General features: G+C 73.5%; 11 protein-coding genes. 4 read left to right on the forward strand and 7 right to left on the reverse strand.

All coding sequences use genetic code 11. The features are described from left to right. Positions 1-50: 50 nt before the first annotated feature. Together C7Y72_RS03995 and C7Y72_RS04000 are read right to left on the reverse strand one after the other, a co-directional pair. Positions 51-7,439 (reverse strand): hypothetical protein, encoded by a 7,389-nt coding sequence (locus C7Y72_RS03995; RefSeq protein WP_107567308.1) that lies wholly within the window; start codon positions 7,437-7,439, stop codon positions 51-53. A 315-nt stretch (positions 7,440-7,754) separates the two neighbouring features. Beyond that, positions 7,755-8,213 carry a VOC family protein gene (locus tag C7Y72_RS04000; protein WP_107567309.1) on the reverse strand — a complete coding sequence of 153 codons (459 nt, stop codon included), beginning with the start codon at positions 8,211-8,213 and terminating at the stop codon, positions 7,755-7,757. Between the two features lie 99 nt (positions 8,214-8,312). Between C7Y72_RS04000 and C7Y72_RS04005 the strand changes: the two genes are divergently transcribed. Beyond that, positions 8,313-8,846: a CAP domain-containing protein gene (locus tag C7Y72_RS04005; protein ID WP_107567310.1), complete on the forward strand. Its 534-nt coding sequence runs from the start codon at positions 8,313-8,315 to the stop codon at positions 8,844-8,846. Between the two features lie 30 nt (positions 8,847-8,876). Here the strand turns inward: C7Y72_RS04005 and C7Y72_RS04010 are convergent, their stop codons facing one another. Both C7Y72_RS04010 and C7Y72_RS23085 read right to left on the reverse strand, forming a co-directional pair. Further along, a complete protein-coding gene (locus tag C7Y72_RS04010) occupies positions 8,877-10,823 on the reverse strand; it encodes a linalool dehydratase/isomerase domain-containing protein (protein ID WP_107567311.1) in 1,947 nt (648 codons plus the stop codon). Beyond that, on the reverse strand, positions 10,820-11,245 hold the full coding sequence (locus tag C7Y72_RS23085) for a hypothetical protein (RefSeq protein WP_158276624.1): 426 nt from the start codon (positions 11,243-11,245) through the stop codon (positions 10,820-10,822). The genes C7Y72_RS04010 and C7Y72_RS23085 overlap by 4 nt, the downstream gene beginning before the upstream one ends. Before the next feature lie 131 nt (positions 11,246-11,376). On the opposite strand from C7Y72_RS23085, the gene C7Y72_RS04020 reads away from it, so the two are divergent. Together C7Y72_RS04020 and C7Y72_RS04025 are read left to right on the forward strand one after the other, a co-directional pair. Next, complete coding sequence (locus C7Y72_RS04020; RefSeq protein WP_158276625.1) at positions 11,377-11,973, forward strand: TetR/AcrR family transcriptional regulator; 597 nt, start codon at positions 11,377-11,379, stop codon at positions 11,971-11,973. 87 nt (positions 11,974-12,060) lie between these two features. Further along, positions 12,061-13,719 carry a hypothetical protein gene (locus C7Y72_RS04025; RefSeq protein ID WP_107567314.1) on the forward strand — a complete coding sequence of 553 codons (1,659 nt, stop codon included), beginning with the start codon at positions 12,061-12,063 and terminating at the stop codon, positions 13,717-13,719. A gap of 74 nt (positions 13,720-13,793) precedes the next feature. Here C7Y72_RS04025 and C7Y72_RS04030 read toward each other — a convergent pair whose 3' ends face one another. Next, the gene (locus C7Y72_RS04030; protein ID WP_107567315.1) at positions 13,794-15,137 is read right to left on the reverse strand and encodes an inositol-3-phosphate synthase; all 1,344 of its coding nucleotides are present in this window, start codon (positions 15,135-15,137) and stop codon (positions 13,794-13,796) included. A 71-nt stretch (positions 15,138-15,208) separates the two neighbouring features. Here C7Y72_RS04030 and C7Y72_RS04035 point away from each other — a divergent pair, with 71 nt between their 5' ends. Further along, positions 15,209-16,081, forward strand: coding sequence for a LysR family transcriptional regulator (locus C7Y72_RS04035; protein ID WP_158276626.1), 873 nt, complete (start codon positions 15,209-15,211; stop codon positions 16,079-16,081). A 29-nt stretch (positions 16,082-16,110) separates the two neighbouring features. Here the strand turns inward: C7Y72_RS04035 and C7Y72_RS04040 are convergent, their stop codons facing one another. Further along, positions 16,111-16,968, reverse strand: a complete 858-nt coding sequence (locus C7Y72_RS04040; protein ID WP_107567317.1) for an ABC transporter ATP-binding protein — start codon at positions 16,966-16,968, stop codon at positions 16,111-16,113. 49 nt (positions 16,969-17,017) lie between these two features. After that, complete coding sequence (locus C7Y72_RS22685) at positions 17,018-17,368, reverse strand: hypothetical protein (RefSeq protein WP_146175243.1); 351 nt, start codon at positions 17,366-17,368, stop codon at positions 17,018-17,020. Between the last annotated feature and the right edge of the window lie 5 nt (positions 17,369-17,373).

A 17,373-nucleotide genomic window follows, 5' to 3' on the forward strand; every position in this document is an offset into this window, starting at 1 on the left:
CGCCGAGGCGCTCCGGGGCCGTCGTGGGCGGGCGGTGCCCGGGACCGGACTCAGCTGCTGCAGACCGGCAGCAGCGCGAAGTTCAGCCCGAGGACGTTCAGCACGTTGATGTTGCCCAGACCCGTCGAGATCAGCAGCTCGCGCCGTCCGCCGCAGGCCAACGAGCCCGTGGAGGTCGAGGCGGGCGCCGTCACGATCGAGCCGTCGCCGCGCGCCCACACGAAGCGGGCCGAGGCGGTCGCCTTCGACGCCTGCGTGCCGACGTTGAACGAGTTCACCAGCGGCGGGTAGGAGATCCCGTCCATCACGAACGGCTGCGCCACCCCGCCCGCGTTGCGCGAGTCGAAGAACATGTAGAGCAGCGGCAGGTTCTGCCCGAACGAGCTGATCGTCGTGTTCGCCGGCCCGGTCCCGAGGTCCAGGCTGAACGTCTTGAACGTCAGGCCGCCCGCGTTCGTGTCCGGGTCACCGAACTTGATCTCCGGGTCGGTCGGCGTGAGCTTCAGCTTCGCGCGGAAGGTCGTGAAGTCCGTCGCCGCCGTGCCGGTGCCGAGCGACCCCTGGTCGTCGAAGTTCAGCGACGCCGAGGCCTTGTACGGCCGGCCGTTGCCGTTGGCGTTGTAGCGGTTGCCGATCTTGTCCTGCGGCGGGCCGCTGCACGGGTTGAAGATGTTGCCGCCCGAGCACCCGCGCGGCCCCGAGGTCGTGTTCCCCGGGACGTTGGGGTTCGGCCGGCGGCACCCGTTGCCCGGGTCGAGGCACGCGGTGAGCTTCGGCGCGACGTTGTCGAACGCGAGCTTCGCCGACGGGATCGACCCGAGGTTGGTCGCGAACAGCTCCAGGCGCGCGAGCTTCTGCGAGTTGTCGAAGTTGATCGACGACGGCACCGACGGGTCGTTGGAGAGGTTCACGAACAGCTTCGTCGAGGCCCCCGGGCGGTTGATCAGGCCGTCCACGTCCGACACGGTGGTCCCCGCGGGGATCGCCGCGTCGATCGTGATCGGCCGCGCCTTCGCCGGGTCCTGCTGCAGCTGCAGCGCGACCGGCTCGAGGTTGACGTCGATGACCTTCGCCCCCGTGAGCCGCAGGGCGATCCCGAAGTTCGCCGGATCGGTCGCGAACTTCAGCAGGTCGTTGCTGGCCGTGGCCTGCGTGACCGTGCCGGGGATCGGCGACGCCGGGTCGATGAACTGCGGCAGCGTGCCGGAGCCCCCGTGGGCGGCCAGGCGGATCTGCCCGATCGGGTCCGGCTGCCCGGCCCCGTTGAGCCCGGCGATCGTCGCGAGCGAGCCCTCCTCGGGGATCGTGATCGTCGTGCTCAGCGGCAGGTCGTGCAGCGCCGCCTGGACCACGGACGCCCCGGGCAGCAGCTCCAGGCCGCTGGTGTCGAGCGTCACGAGGCCGATGCGGGCGTTGCCGAGGACCTGCAGCCGCGTGCCGTTCGGCCCGTTGGCGCCCGGGTTGTCCCCGAGCTCGAGCGTCAGGTCCGACGGGAGGCTGTCGACGAGCGCCTTGACACTGACCGGCGCGCCGCCCTCCTCGAGCGGCACCTCGGCGTCGATGTCGAGCTTCTTGCCGCCGTTGGTGAGGCCGCGCAGCTTGACCGGGTCGAGGTCCAGCGTGATCGACCGGACGCCGGACAGCCGCGTGCGGATGTCGAAGCCGGAGGTCTGGCTGAACTTCAGGAGGTCGTTGAGCGTGCCCGCGCCGCCCGCGGCCGCGTCGTAGTCGTCGGCCGGCAGGTTCGCCGTGCCGCTGCCCGCGGCGAGCCGCAGCTGGCCGATCGGGGTGAGCTGGCCCTGCGCGTCCCGCGCGGTGACCCGGGCGAGGTCGCCCTGGTCGGGCAGCGTCACGTCGACGTCGACCGGCAGGTTCTCGATCTCCGCCTCGACGGCGTCGGCGCCCTCCAGCAGCTCGAGGCCGCGGGTGGAGAGCTTGACGAGGTCGATCGGCTCGCTGCCCTTGAGCATGAGCTTCGACCCGTTGACGGTGTCGCCCTCGAGGTTGTCCCCGAGGCCGAGCTCGACGACGGCGGGCAGCCGGTCGATCGTGCCGGCGACCTCGAGGTCACGGCGCGGCGTGCCGTCCTCCGCGGTCTGCGGGAGCTTGGCGTCGACCGTGAACACGCGGCCGGCCTGCATCTCGGTCTTCAGCACGAGCGGCGCGAGGTTGACCTCGAGGCGCTTGAGCTGGAAGACGCGCAGGGCGAGCGCGAGCTGCTCCTGGGTCGGGTCCTCGGCCTTCTCCTCGTCGGTGAGGGTGGCATCGATGATCGCCCCGGCGGTGCCCGCGGGCAGCACCGGGTAGGAGCGGTTGCGGCTGCGCGCACGGATGTTCACGGAGCCGATCGGCTGGTCGGCCGTCAGCTTGATGCCCGAGAGGTCGGTCGCCTCCGGGTCCGCCTCGTTGGCCGTGCCGAGACCGAGCGTGAACGCCTGCGGGACGTCCCGCAGGTCGACCTCGATGCCGGTGGCACCGAGGAAGAGCGGCTCGCGCCCGTCGATGTCGGCGAAGATCTGCCCGATCGGCGCGGAGCCGGTGTACCGGACCTCCCCGGCCTGCAGGTCGAGGTCGAGCGTCAGCTCCTGCGGCAGGTCGAGGATCTTCGCCTGCGCCGCGAACGCCTCGGTCGAGACGTCGGCGACGAACGGGCCGCCGGCGGTCTTGGACTTCAGGCTGATCGCCTCGTCGAACTGCACGCTGAGCTCGCGGAGCTCGAGCACGCGGATGCCGACGCGGAACGGCTCGCCCGGCTTGGAGCGCAGGACCGCGCCCTGGGCCGGCTGGCCCTCCGAGGTCGGGTAGGTGAACTGGCCGGCCTCGTCGGAGGCGGCGAGCTCGATCTTGCCGACCGGGGTGCCGTCGGCGTCCGGGTCGTTCGGGTCGATCGCCTTGACGGTCGCGCGCCCGTTGGCCTGCGAGAACGACAGGGCCACGTCGGACGGCAGGCGCTCGATGTCGCCCTGGATGTAGCGGCCGCCGCCGAGGATCGGCTCGTCGGACTCGGCGGACAGCGTCAGGCGCTGGATGCCGACCGGGTCGCCGTTCTCGTCCCGGCCCTTGAACGTCAGGGCGTTCGGGTTGTCGCTGGAGCCGTCGAGGTCGACGGCGAGCTCCGCCGAGGCGGGCAGGTCGGCGATGTCGGCGACCGCGGTGAGCAGGCCGTCGACGTCGACGTCGGCGACGAAGCGGCTGCCGGCGGTGCGGTCGATCTGCAGGCCGATGCCGCTGCCGGTGTCGAGGCCGACCGCGAGCTTCTTCAGCCCGGTGACCTTGACCGCGATGCCGTAGTCGTCGGCGGTGTCGTGGTAGCGGACGCCCTGCTCGGTGAGCGGGAACGGCGCGTCCACGTCGTCGGCGACGTGCAGCTCGAGGTCGCCGAGCGCCTGGCCGTCCGGGATCGCGACCGTGGCGCCGTTGCCGGCGGAGTCGAGGCCGACGGTGAGGTCGGACGGGACGTCGGTGAGGCGACCCTGGAGCTTGCGCGCCCGGTCGAAGATCGGCTGGTCGGAGCGGGCCGAGAAGGAGATCTCGTCCACGCCGACGGGCTCGTCGTCGTCGTTGCGGCCCGCGTAGGTGAACCGCGCGTTCTGCAGGTCGAACCCGAGCGAGGTGCGGGCGGGCAGCTTGTCGATGCGCGCCGTGGCCGTCAGGTCGTCGGTGGTGGCGTCGATCGAGAACGGCGTGCTGCGCAGCCGCGCGTCGATGTCGACGTCCTGGCCGTCGAGCTGCAGCCCGATGCGGCGGAGGTCGAGGAGGCGGGCGGCGAGCACGAACGGCTGGCCGGCCTTGTCCTGGTAGATCGCGCCCTGCTCGCCGTCGGCGATCGCCGGGGCGGCCTGGTCCTCGGGGAGGTCGGTCGCGAGGATCGACACCTCCTCGATCGGGGAGTCCGCGTCGACCGTCGCCGACGGGGCGGCGGGGTCGATCGTGATCGAGGCCCGCTTGGCGAGCCTGCGGATCGTGCCCTCGACGCGGGTGGCGCGCCCGAGCAGCGTGCCGGTGCGGGCGATCGCCTTGAGGGTGATCTCGTCGATGACGTCGCTGTTGTCGAACTGCAGCGCGCCGCCGTCGAGGTCGAGCGTGGCGTCGAGCGCGGACGGCAGGTCGGCGATGCGGGCGTCCGCGTCGAGGTCCGCGGTGCGGGCCTTGATCGTGAACGGGCCGCTCGCGGTGCGGGTCACGAGCGTGACGGTGTCGTCGAGGAGCGCCACGACCTTCTTCAGGCCGCGGACGCGGGCGCCGACCGCGTAGCGGACGGGCGTGTCCAGCAGGACGGCGCCCTGGTCGTCGTCGGCCGGGAGGGCGTCGGCGAGGCCGGCGACCGTGTCGGCGGCTGCGACCTCGACGAGGCCGATCGGCTCGTTGGCCTCGACGCGGGCGCCGTTGCCGGCCTGCGCGAGGTCGACGACGGTCAGCGGCGCGAGGCCCTCGACGCGGGCGCGGACCGCGGTCGCGCGGCCGAGCAGCGGCCGGGTGGAGACCGCGTCGAGCAGGACGCGGTCGATGCCCTCGCCGTGGCCGTCGACGGTGAGCTTGCCGGCGGGCAGGTCGAGGGTCGCGTCGAGCTCCTTCGGGAGGTTCTCGATGCGGCCGGTGGCGTTCAGCTCGTCGGTGCGGAAGCGGACCGAGAACGGGCCGCCCTCCGTCTTGGTGCCGACGCGCACGACGTCCCCGGCGACGCGGGCCGCGACCTTCTCGAACTCGCGGATGCGGGCCGCGATCGTGAACTCGGTGGCGGTGTCGACGACCTTCGCGCCCTGCTCGTCCCCGGCCGGGAGGTCGGCGGCGCGGTCGGGCGGGGTCGCGGAGACGATGACCTCGGCGGAGCCGATCGGCTCGTTGGCCTCGAGGCGGGCGCCCTCGCCGTCCTGCGCGATGTCGAGCACGAGGTCGGCGGGGATCCGCTTGACGGTGGCGTCGAGGTACTTCGCCCGGCCGAGGAGGGCCTCGCGGGCCGCGAGGGCGACGTCGAGGCGCTCGATCGTGGCGGGCGAGTCGTCGGCGTCGCGACCGACCACGGTGACCTTGCCGTTCGGCAGGTCGAGGGTCGTGTCGAGCTTCGCCGGCAGGTCGCGGACCTGGGCGGTGCCGGTGAGGTCGTCGGTGTCGACCGCGAGGTCGAACGGGCCGCCGCGCGTGTGCGTCCTCAGCCGCACGAGGTCCTGGCCGAGCGCGGCGCTGACGGACTTCAGGCCGAGGATGCGGGCGCCGACGGCGAAGGTGCCGCCGGTGCGGTCGACCAGGGTCGCGCCCTGGCGGTCGTCGGCGGGCAGGTCGCCGCCGGAGCGGAAGTCGATCGCGCGGTTCGCCGCGACGAGCTCGATCGAGCCGATCGCGTTGGAGGCGTCGACGGACAGGTCGTCCCCGTCGGTGTCGAACCGCAGGTCCAGGGAGGCGGGGATGTCCTTGACGCGCCCCTGGATCCGGGTGGCGCGGGCGATGAGCGCGCTGCCGGGCCGCGGGTCCGCGGCCGTCAGGTCGAGCTGCCCGATGCCGCGGGGGCTGCCGTCGGCGGCCTTGCCCTCGAAGGTCAGGCGGCCACCGTCGAGGTCGAACCCGAGGTCGACGTCGGCGGGCAGGTCGCGGATGTCGCCCGCGACGTCCAGCGCGTCGGTGCGCAGGGCGACCGAGAACGGGCCGCCCGCCGTGACGGCGGAGAGGCGGGGCGCCCCGGTGGTGTCGAAGGCGACCTTGCGGATCCCGTCGACGCGGGCGGAGACGAGGTACTCGCCGCCGGGCAGGTCGCGGTAGATGGCGCCCTGGCCGCCGCCGGCCGGGAGGGTCTCGGGGCCGTTGGAGGCGATGATCTCGGCGCGGCCGAGCGCGCGGTCGAGCGTGATGCCGCCCTTGCCGTTCGCGGTCTCGATGCGCGCGTCGAGGCTCGACGGGAGGTCGACGAGCGTGCCCTTGAGCTTCGTGGCGCGGCCGAAGAACGGGGTCGTGGAGACGGCGTCGAGCTCGATCCGGCCGATCCCGGTGCCGTGGCCGTCGTAGGTGAGGCGGCCGTTGTCGAGGTCGAGGCTGGCGTCGAACCAGGCGGGCACGTTCTTGACGCGGGCGTCGATGCGCTGGCGGGTGTCGACGATGCGGGCGAGCAGCGGCGTGGACGCGAGCTTGGCGGACACGGTCGGCGTGCCGCTCAGGCGGGCGGTCGCGGACTGCAGGCCGGGGATCTTCGCGCTGACGGAGCGCAGCGTGCCGTCGTCGTCGCTGTAGACGTAGGCGGGCTCGGTGTCGGGGAGGAACTTCGGCTCGCCGTTGGCCTGGCCGAGCTTCGCGAGGCCGAGCGGGCCGCCGGTGGTGGCGACCTGGACGTCGTCGCCCGCGACCGTGGCGGTGAGCCCGGTCGGCACGTCGGCGAGGTTGAGCTTCGTCTTCTGGCGCAGGACGCCGTTCTCGGTGCGCTGCAGGGTCGCGTCGATGGTCGCGACGCGCGCCGAGGCCGAGTAGGTGGCGCGGGTGCCGCCGGCGGTGCTGGCGGCGATGCTGAGCGTGCCGGGGAGGTTCGTGATCTGCGCGTCGAACGCGTCGGTGGTGGTGCCGTCGACGACGCGGCCGGCCACGGTGGTCGGGCCGGGGCGGTTGGTCGTCAGGGTCGCGGCGAGGTCGGAGCCGGCGCGCGCGACGATGGTGGCGGTGTCGGGCGAGGCGCCGTAGTCGATCGAGACCTCGGTGGGGTTGACGCGGGCGCTGGAGGTGCCGTCGAAGAGCCCGGCGATGAGCTTGATGCGGTTGCGCCGCAGCGTCTGGCTGAGGGTGACGCGGAAGTCGCCGCCCGGGCGGGTGATCGTGTCGAGCGGGGTCTCCAGCGTGAAGCCGCCGGGCGCCTGGTCGGCGGTGGCGTCGTAGCCGAAGGAGAGGTTGCGGCGGCCGAGGATGCGGGTGGAGGTGTCGGAGACGACGACCTCGACGGACACCGGGAGGTTCGCGGCCGACTTGAGCAGGTCGCGGTTGACCTTGAGGCCGATCGTGTTCAGGGAGGTGAGGGTGAGCGTCGCGTTGAGGTCGGCGAGCGCCTCGTCGTCGACGTTCAGGGCGGCGGGGACGCCGATCAGCGCGGGGGTCGAGCGGGTGAGGATCGTGCCGTTGGGGCGCTTGTAGCGCGTGACGACCTCGTAGTGCAGCAGCGAGGAGGCGCAGGTCAGGGAGGTGAGCCCGGAGCCGATGGCGCCGAGGCCGTTGCCGAGCCCGGGGACGGTCGCGAGCTGCTGGCTGAGCGAGCCGACGGTCGGGCAGACGACGCCGTTGACGAGGGTCGTGGTGGCCCCGAGGGTCTGGGAGACCAGGCCGGAGGTGGCGGTCGTGGTCTGGTTGACGGTCTGGTTCGTCGTGGTGACGACCGGACCGAGCAGCCCGCCGAGCAGGCCGGCGTTGGCCGCGGGCGCCGCGGCGAGCGGCGCGGCGACGGCGACGGATGCGACCAGCGCGGCGCGCACGCCGCGAGTGGACCCGAGCATTGGAACCTCTTCCCCTGATGGCGTTCCGACCGCGCTCCCGGCACGGCCGACCCCTATGGACAGCCAGGCCCACCCGCAGGGGTCGGCCCGGACGTGGCGCACGGTAGTGCACCGTCTTGTCGCAGGTCAAGAGACCGTTTGCCGGTGCTACACCCGGTTTTCCGGTGCTTTTGATGAACGCCCGCGTCTTTCTGAGAGATTGCGCATGGAATAGCGGTTTTCACACGAAAGCTGGCGCGTTGGAGCGCTATTCTGCGGACCGTTCCTCGGCGTTCGCGAGCCCCGCGCCGGGGCTCAGGCCCAACTCTGGAGCTCGAGGATGTTGCCCTCGGGGTCGCGGGCGTACACGACGGTGAGCTCGCCCACGCCGGGGATCGTGGTGTGGGCGACGCGGCCCAGCTCGCCGCCTCCCGCCCGCAGCAGCGCGGCGAGCGTGCCGGGCACGTCCTCGACGCGGAACGCCAGGTGGCCGAACCCGAGCCGGTCGGCGACCGGGTCGGTCTGCTCCACGGGGTCGTCGTACTGGAAGAGCTCGAGCGTCGGCCAGGTCTGCGGGTCGGCCTCGGGCGGCCCGGGGAGCCGCAGGTGCGCCCCGCGCAGGCGCGCGCCCGCCGCCAGTCCCGCCGAGTCCTCGAGCCACGCGCCGCGCAGGTCCCGCTCGGGGAGCAGCAGCTCGCAGCCGAAGACGGGGACGTAGAAGTCCGCGAGGGCGCGCCAGTCCCGCGCGACCAGGTTCGTGTGGACGTAGCGCACGCCCGGAGGCTAGCGGCGAGATCCCGCTGACGGCCCGGCCGAACCGGCGGTCGGGCCCGGGGGTCGCTGCTACGGTCGCGGTCCCCGAAGGAGGCACCGATGCTCAAGCAGGCCGTCGCCGTTCCCACCACCGTCGCCGTCCTCGCGCTCACGGCGTCCGCGACCGGCGCCCCGCCCGCCGAGCTCACCGCGCCGGCCGCGACCGCGGCACCGACGGCGAGCGCCACGGCGAGCTCCCGCGCCGCGAACGAGCGGGCGATCCGCACGTGCGTGAACCGCGAGCGCGAGAAGCGCGGCCTCGCGCCGCTGCGGGTCAACCCGTCGCTCGCGCGGGCCGCGCGCGATCACGCGGAGAACATGCGCCGTCAGGGGTTCTTCGACCACACCGACCCGGAGGGCCGTGGTCCCTCGGAGCGGGTGGAGCGCCTGACGGGCGTGTTCTCGGGTGTCGGGGAGAACATCGGGGGCGGCTACGCGACCGGGGCGGCGGCATGCCGCGCGTGGATGCGCAGCAGCGGCCACCGGGCGAACATCCTGCGGTCCTCGTACGCGCGGATCGGCACCGGCTACGCGCGCGGCGGCCGGCTGCGGCACTACTGGGTGCAGGTCTTCGCGACCGCGCCGCGCGGCTGAGCGCGGCGCGGCCGGGCGACCGGGTCCGGCTCAGGCGATCCGGACCTCGCGACGCCCGTCGAGCTCGACCTCGAGCAGCGCGCTGCCGTCGGCGGCGGCGATGAGCTCGTCCACGAGGCCACCGCGGACGGTGTACTGCCGGCCGGGCACGAGCTGCTCCAGCCGCAGCGTCGTGCGGACGGGTCCGGCACCGGGCCGCAGGACGAGGTCGAGCGCGTGGCCGTCGGTGACGGCGCGGGCGACCTGCACCTCCGGGTAGGCGGCCTCGGCGAGGCGGGGACCGGTCGTCCAGGTCTCGGGCACGCCGTGGGCGATGAGGTCGCGCAGGCCGCTGCGCCGCCCGAACCGGGCCAGGTTCGCGTAGCAGTTGGCCAGCGGCGAGGCACCGTCGTAGCGGCGGGCGCCGTGGTGGTCGGCGGTGGGGGTGCCGGCGGCGAGCGCCGTCTCGGCGGCGCGGGCGACGTCCTCGTCGCCGAGCTCGCGCGCGGCCAGCGTGGTGGCGACGTGGCCGAAGGTCTCGGAGCCGAGCTTGTAGTTGCCGGGGTCCAGGCGGTCGGACACGGCGCGCGGCGTGTGCAGGACGCCGTCGCGCAGCGTCAGCGTGTTCTCGCGCAGCAGCCACCAGGTGCGGTGGGCGATCTCCGGGAGGGTCGGGTTGAGCCAGAACGAGGTGCCGAGCTGCAGCGCCGCTCCGGTCCAGAAGTTCCAGGACAGGCCGAGGTGCGCGGAGCGCACGCCGACCATGCGGCCGTCCGGGCGCAGGAAGTCCGACTCGTAGGCGGCACGCAGGCGGGGCTCGGTGGCGGCGAAGTGGTCGGTGCCGTGCAGCCGGTCGTGGCTGAGCAGCGTGTTCATCCCGAAGGAGTTGCAGACCGGGTAGATCCAGTTCGGCTCGCAGGCGAAGAGCGCGTAGGGCGAGGCGTCGACGTTGCGGCGGATCTGGTCGGCGAGCCCGCCGAAGTCGTAGGCGTAGGCCTCGTCCTGCGACCAGCGGAAGGTCAGGGCGCCGGGCCGGCTGTAGCGGTCGTCGTTCAGCGTTGCGTAGGCCCCGACCATGATCCCGTGCCAGCCCGAGAGCATGATGTTCTCGTGGGTGTCGAGCGGGTCGCGGTTGAGCGACAGGTTCCCCCACGCGTTCTCGATCGCCCAGTAGCCCCAGACGCGCCGGTCCAGCATCTTCTCGATCGCGTTGCGCTGGCCCTCGGCGAGGTAGCCGCCGAACGCGGGCGTGCGGGTCAGCTGGGCCATCGCGAGGCTGTTGGACAGCGCGGTGAGCTGGTACCGCAGCGCCGCCTCGCGGAACTGGTCGATGTGCGTGAAGCCGTCGAAGCGGTCGAGCGGCTGCAGGGCGAGGTCGAGGCTGTAGCGCAGGTGCGCGAGGTCGTCCTCGGAGTGCTCGACGACGGGCAGGTGCGCCTCGACGGTCGGCGGACCGGTGACGGTGAAGCGCTCGTGCGCGAGGCGATCGTTGGCCACGCGGCGGCGGGCGAGCTGGCGGCGGTGGCGGACCTCGACGACGAGCCGCGCGAGCAGGGCGAGCGCGGGGACGGCCAGCGCGACGGCGATCACGGCGCCGGTGCCCGGGGCGGCGTCGTCGGCGCGCCAGGCGGCGAGCCCGGCGGTGAGCGCGAGGACGATCGGGGGCAGCACGACGGGGCCGGCCGCCCACCAGATCGACAGCGACGAGACGAACGCGAGGGTCGCGACGAGTCCGAGGATCGGCGAGCCCTGGGCCCACAGCCCGCCGCCCGGGGCGACGATGCCGAGCCCGAGCGCCTGCAGCGCCGCGGACGCCCCGAGGACCGCGGGCAGGACGCCGAGGACCCAGACGGCGGCGTAGACCGCGAGCGCCCGGCGCATCCGGGCGGCGCTGACGGGTCCGAGCGCGCCCGCCGGCGGGGGGATCAGCGCGGTGACGGCACGGTCCCCCGGCCGGTCCTGGGTCACGGGCTGGGGACGGACGAGCAGATCGGTCATGCGAGGGGCCTGAGGGTGTCGGGGACGGGGCGGCGGGACGCCGGGGCGTAGGCGTCGCGGACCAGGAGCGCGAGGCCCGCGACGACGAGCACGGGACCGGGCGCGTGCAGGAGCTGCGAGTGCGCGACGACGTGGAGCACGTGCGCGAGGAGCTCGGTGACGAGCAGCCAGGCGAACCCGGCGGCGATGAGCGCCGACGGCAGCGTCGGGCGGCGGAGTCGGCGCGCCCGACGGGGCCCGGCGGCCTCGGGTCGTGGCGCGACGGCCGGCCGCTCGGGCGCGACGACCGGGTCGGTGCCCGGCACCGGCCGGCGGGCGGGCGGCGCGAGCAGCTCGGCGGTGGCGAAGCGCCCGGGCATGAGCCGGGCGAGCGCGGGGCGCAGGGCGCCCAGGACGAGTGCGATGGCGATGCAGCAACCCATGGTGGTGTGGCGCCGGACCAGAAGTGAGACGGGACCGTGTCAGGTCCGGCGTGCCCGGACGGTACGAGTTGACACGACGCCGTGTCAAGTCGGTGGCGGCGTCGGACCGCGCGCGCTGCGAGGATGACCGCGTGCCCCCCGTCCGGCCCTACCGCGGCGTCAGCGCCAGCGAGCGCACCGCGCTACGCCGCCGGCAGCTCCTCGCCGCCGGCCTCGTGGTCGTCGGACGGGACGGCGTGGCCGGCACGACGGTCGGCGCGGTGTGCACCGAGGCCGGCCTGACGAAGCGCTACTTCTACGAGGCGTTCAGCGAGCGCGAGGCGCTGCTGACGACGCTGCTGGACGACTTCCACCGCACGCTGCTCGCGGACATCGTGGCCGCGCTCGACGGGATCCCGGCCGACCCGGTGGCGCGCACGCGCGTGGCGATCGACCGTCTCGTCTCGTCGCTCGAGGACCCCGCGACGGCCCGGCTCTACGTCGAGGCGGTCGCCGTCCCCGCCCTCGAGGCCCTGCGTGAGCAGGCCTACGAGGACTTCGCCGATCTCGTGCTGCGGCACGTGCTGGGCCTGCGCCGCCCCGGCCGCAAGGACCGCGTGACCGCGCTCGTGCTCGTCACCGGCATCACGCAGGCGGTGATCACGTGGCTGCGCGGCAGCACCGGGCTGGAACGACGCACGCTGGTCGCGCACCTCACCGCGATGTCGGTGCGCGCCGCGGCGCGCTGACGGTCGCGCTGGCGCGCCGGCGCCCGCTGCGCCACCATGTCGCGGCGCGGGTCGTCCGACCCCGCTCCACACGATCACCGGGGACCCATGACCGCACCGCGCCTCCTGCTGCCGGCGTGTCTCGCCGCGCTCGCCCTCCTGCCCGCGTCGGCGTCGGCGACGACGTTCTGCGTGCCGACCTTCAGCGCCGCGTGCCCGAACGACGGGACGACCGTCGCCCAGGCCAGCCTCGAGACCGCGATGAGCACGAGCGGCAGCGACGGGACCGCCGACACGATCGTCCTGGGCCCCGGGGTCTTCTCGACGACCTCGACGTTCACGCCGACCGGCACGGACGCGCTGACCGTCGTGGGGCAGGGCGCCGGCGCGAGCTTCCTGACCAGCAGCTCGGGCGCCAACGTGTTCGTCGTGTCGCTCACGGGCCGCGGACCGACGCTGCTGCGCGACCTCTCGATCGTCGTCGGCGAGAGCTTCCCCACCGACAACGGGAGCGCGCTCAACGCCGACGCCGGGACGATCCTGCGGGACGTCGAGGTCGAGCTGCGCAACCCGCCGTCGCCCGGCGGCACGGGCTCCTACGGCCTGACGTTCAACGGGGGCATCAGCAGCCTCGAGCGCGTCCGCATCGCCCCGTCGGGCAGCGGCGCGCTCGCGACCGCGCTGGACGTCGGATCGGCCACCCCCACCGGCCTGACGGCGACGCAGCTGACGATCGAGCAGCCGCGGGTCACGGCGATCCGCGCCGAGAGCGGCTCACCGGTGACCGCGTCCCGTGTCGTCGTCCTCGGGGCGCGCTCGACCGCGGTGCTCGCCCGGCCCGCGACGGTGACGCTGACGAACCTCCTGCTGACGATGGCCGCGGACGCCCCGCCCGTCGCCGCGACGTCGCCGAACGCGACCGCGTCGTCGGTGACGCTCGACCACGCGACGATCGTGTCCTCCGCCCCCGGGGCGACCACCCCGCCGGTGGCGGCGACGGCCCAGTCGACCGGTGGCGCGACCGTCACGGTGACGAACTCGATCGTGGCCGGGTTCACGGCCGCCGGGCAGCGCTCGGCCACGGGCGTCGGGCCGGCGCGGATCGCCCTGAGCGCCAGCCACGTGCCCGGCGTCGTCGGCGCGGCCGGCCCGGGCAGCACGTCGGCCACCGACATGGTGCTGAGCGCCCCCACGTTCGCGGACCCTGCGGGGTCCGACTTCTCGCTCGCCGCCGGATCCGCGGGCGTCGACGCGGGCACGCCGGGGACCGCGTCGCCGACCGTGGACCTGAACGGGAACCCGCGGGTCGTCGACGGGAACGGCGACGGGACCGCGATCCGTGACATCGGCGCCTACGAGCGCCCGGCGCCGCCGCCCGCGCCCGCGCCCCAGCCCTCGCCCACCCCGACGCCGACGCCCGCGCCGGGGACGGGGACGGGGACGCCCGGGACGGGCACGGTGCCGGGTCCGGGCGGCGGCACGATGGCCGGGCCCGCCGACACGACCGCCCCGGAGACGTTCCGGCGCGGTGGCCCCGGGTCGCGCCTGCGCCGCGGGATCGCGACGTTCCGCTTCGGCGCCAGCGAGCGCGGCGTCCGCTTCCAGTGCCGCCTGGACGGCGGCCGCGCGCGGCCGTGCACGAGCCCGCTGACCCTTCGGCGCCTGCGTGCCGGCCGGCACGTGCTGCGCGTCCGCGCGATCGACGCCTCGGGCAACGCGGACCGCACCCCGCTCGTGCTGCGGTTCACGGTGCCGCGGCGCCGCTGAGGCGAGCGGGCGGAAACGGCGGAGGCCCCGCGCGTGCGGGGCCTCCGGGTCCTGCCGATGCGGTCCGTGGGGACCTACGAGATGCCGGCGAGCTCGTCCTCGGCGTAGTCCTGGCCGAGGTGCGTGATGACCTCTTCGCCCATCATCCAGCGCAGCGTGTTCTTCAGCTTGGTCAGCTGGATGAACAGGTCGTGCTCGGGGTACAGGCCGGGCGCCACCTGCGGGGACTTGTAGTAGAAGCTCAGCCACTCCTGGATGCCGCCCATGCCGGCCCGCTGGGCGAGGTCCATGAACAGGCAGAGGTCGAGCGCCAGCGGCGCCGCCAGGATCGAGTCGCGGCAGAGGAAGTCGACCTTCATCTGCATCGGGTAGCCGAGCCACCCGAAGAGGTCGATGTTGTCCCAGCCCTCCTTCGCGTCACCGCGCGGCGGGTAGTAGTTGATGCGGACCTTGTGGTAGACGTCGCCGTAGAGCTGCGGGAAGCGCTCCGGCTCCAGGACGTCCTCGAGCACGCCGAGCTTCGACGTCTCCTTGGTCTTGAAGTTCTCGGGGTCGTCGAGGACCTCGCCGTCCCGGTTGCCGAGGATGTTCGTCGAGTACCAGCCGTTGAGGCCGAGCATGCGGGCCTTGAGCATCGGCGCCAGCACGGTCTTCAGGAGGGTCTGGCCCGTCTTGTAGTCCTTGCCGGAGATCGCGACGCCCTGCTGCTCGGCGAGCGTGCGCAGCGCCGACGTGTCGACGGCGAGGTTCGGCGCGCCGTTGGCGTAGGGGACGCCCTCGAGCAGCGCCGCGTAGGCGTAGAGCATCGACGGGGCGATCGACGGATCCTCGGCGTCGATGGCGGCCTCGAAGGCGTCGAGGCTGGCGTGGGCGGCACCGGGCTCGATGTAGACCTCGGTCGAGCCGGACCAGATCATCACCAGGCGGGCGCAGCCGTGCTCCTCGCGGAAGCTGCGGATGTCCTTGCGGATCTGCTCGAGCATGCCGCGCTTGGAGGTGTCCGCCATGACGTTCTCGGGCTCGAGGCGCTTGACGTAGGCGCCGTCGAAGGCGGCGGGCATCGGCTTGATCGCGCGCAGCGCGTCCTCGATCGGGGCGAGGTGCTCGTGGCGGTCCAGGACGCCGGCGTTGACGGCGGCCTCGTAGGCGTCGGCCTTGTAGGGGTCCCAGGCGCCGAAGACGATGTCCTCGAGGGCGGCGAGCGGGACGAAGTCCTTGATCAGCGGCACGTTGTCGTCGGTGCGCTTGCCCAGGCGGATGGTGCCCATCTGGGTGAGCGAGCCGACGGGCTCGCCGAGACCGCGCTTGGCGAGCTCGACGCCGGCGATCAGCGTGGTGGTGACGGCACCGAGGCCGACGTTGAGGATCCCGAGCTTGCCCTCAGCGGGCGCGACGGTGGGAGCAGGCGTGTCAGGCATATGCCCAACGTAAGCCATTCCGCACGGACAGTTACGTTCGTGAAGAAAGTCCGTTGTATGGTCTCCGAGCGGTGAACGATCAGATCCTGCCCAACCTCACGGTCCAGCAGCTCGAGTACCTCGTCGCCGCGGCCCGCGAGCCGACGTTCGCCAGCGCGGCCCGCGCCGTCGGGGTCTCCCCCTCCGCGCTCTCGCAGGGCCTCGCCGAGCTCGAGCGCCGCGTCGGCGTGCGGATCTTCCGGCCCGTCGGCCGCGGGCGCGCGCTCACCGAGGACGCCGACGTCGTGCTCCGCTACGCCGAGCGCGTGCTCGCCGAGACCGGGGAGCTCGCCCGCTGGACCGCGCAGCGGCGCTCCGGGCACGCCGGCCCGCTGCGCGTCGGGATGATCGACGTGGCCGCGGTCGACCACTTCCCCGCCGCGCTGCGCACGTTCCGGGCCGACCGGCCGGACGTCGACCTGCGCCTCACCGTCGCGCCGTCCGCCGCCCTGCTCGACCAGCTCCACCGCGGCAGCCTGGACCTCGTCGTCTGCGTCGTGCCCGACGACGACACCGGCCTCACGGTGACGCGGCTGCGGGAGGAGCCGCTGGCGGTCTACGCCCCGCCCGGCACCCGGATCGGCCGACCCGCCACCTGGGGTCCGTGGGTGACGTTCCCGCCGGACTCGCGCACGCGCGCGATCGTGGCCGAGGCCCTGCGCCGCACCGGCGCCCGCTTCGACGTCGTCGCCGAGTCCGGCCAGCCCGAGGTGCTCGCCGCGATGGTCCGCCTGGGCGTCGGCTGGAGCGTCCTGCCCGTCGCGCAGGCGCAGCGCGGCCCGGAGCCGCTGACGCCGCTCCCGGGCGAGGCGCTCGCCCGCCGCACGCTCGCGGCGGTCCAGCGGGCTGGGCACGCGACCACCCCCGCGGCGCAGGCGCTCCTGGCCGGGCTGACGGGCACGTAGGAGGCGGCGACCCGGCCCGGGCGCGGGCGTCAGTCCATGGTGAGCGGGCCCATCGACTCGCCCGCGAGGAACTGCCGGATGAACGGGTTGTCGCTGTTGAGCATGTCCTGCGCCGGACCCGCCTCCACGATCTTCCCCCGCCACAACACCGAGATGTACTCCGCCACCCGACGGCAGGTCATGATGTCGTGACTGATGATCGCGAACGCCGGCATGTGCTTACGCCCATCCGCCCGCGCCTCGTTCATCACCGTCTCGTGGATCTCCTGGATCAACTCCCCCAGGAGCGCCGTACGCACCGGATCCAGACCCGAGTCCGGCTCGTCGAACAGCACGATGTCCGGATCCAGCACCAGCGCCCGCGCGAACCCCGCACGCTTGCGCATGCCACCCGACAGCTCGTTGGGGAACTTGTCCTTCGCCGCCCCGAGACCGACCTCCTCCATGCGCTGATCCACGATCTGCGCGATCTCCTCCTCGGACTTCTCCGTGTGCTGCCGCAGCGGGAACGCCACGTTGTCGAAGATGTTCATCGACCCGAACAACGCACCGTCCTGGAACAGCACCCCGAACTTCTTGCGCATCTCGAACAGATCGTCGTCGGGCATGTTCGGCACCGACTCCCCATGCACCAGCACATCACCCTCGTCCGGGTACAGCAACCCGACCATGTGCTTGATGCACACCGACTTCCCCGTCCCCGACGGCCCCAGGATCATCGAGATCTTCCCCTCCGGAAGACCCATGTTCAGACCCCGCAGGATCTTGTTGCGCCCGAACGCCTTGTGCACATCGATGAACTCCACCGCATCCGGCGTCCCCGCCGGGGTGGAGACGCCGGAGTGGTAGCGGTACTCGTCGGCGTCGTGCTGCGGGTGCTGGCTCATGCCGCGACCCTAACCCGCCGCGGACACCATGTCCATACATGCCGTTCGCTCACGGTGCGTGCTCGGGCACTGCTGGGCCGCACAGCTTCCGCAGCGCCTTTGCGACGTGGTCCTTGTGTGAGCTCCAGCTCGTCGCGGGCGTGCGCTGGCTTGCCGGGACGACGAGTCGGCTGGCGTGCTGCTCGGCGGCGATCACGACCAGGGCGCGCCCGTACAGCTCACCGGCGATCTTGGCGCCATCGACGAACTTCCGCAGCCAGGCGATGGCGGCCTGCGGGTCGCGGTGGTCGCCGTAGTCGGCGACCTTCTCCTCAAGCCCGCTGCTGCTGCACGAGTCGCTGCACGTGGACGCGTCCGTCGGGGGCCCCGGTCCGTGGGACCGGTCCCGCTGGCCTAGCATCACGC

The organism is Paraconexibacter algicola (genome assembly GCF_003044185.1).
Taxonomy (GTDB): domain Bacteria; phylum Actinomycetota; class Thermoleophilia; order Solirubrobacterales; family Solirubrobacteraceae; genus Paraconexibacter; species Paraconexibacter algicola.

Bases quoted from the DNA above. Each gene is read 5' to 3' on its own strand.
- C7Y72_RS04030 (WP_107567315.1), bottom strand. From the start codon at position 15,137: ATGCCTGACACGCCTGCTCCCACCGTCGCGCCCGCTGAGGGCAAGCTC.
- C7Y72_RS04005 (WP_107567310.1), top strand. From the start codon at position 8,313: ATGCTCAAGCAGGCCGTCGCCGTTCCCACCACCGTCGCCGTCCTCGCG.
- C7Y72_RS04025 (WP_107567314.1), top strand. From the start codon at position 12,061: ATGACCGCACCGCGCCTCCTGCTGCCGGCGTGTCTCGCCGCGCTCGCC.
- C7Y72_RS23085 (WP_158276624.1), bottom strand. From the start codon at position 11,245: ATGGGTTGCTGCATCGCCATCGCACTCGTCCTGGGCGCCCTGCGCCCC.
- C7Y72_RS22685 (WP_146175243.1), bottom strand. From the start codon at position 17,368: ATGCTAGGCCAGCGGGACCGGTCCCACGGACCGGGGCCCCCGACGGAC.
- C7Y72_RS04040 (WP_107567317.1), bottom strand. From the start codon at position 16,968: ATGAGCCAGCACCCGCAGCACGACGCCGACGAGTACCGCTACCACTCC.
- C7Y72_RS04010 (WP_107567311.1), bottom strand. From the start codon at position 10,823: ATGACCGATCTGCTCGTCCGTCCCCAGCCCGTGACCCAGGACCGGCCG.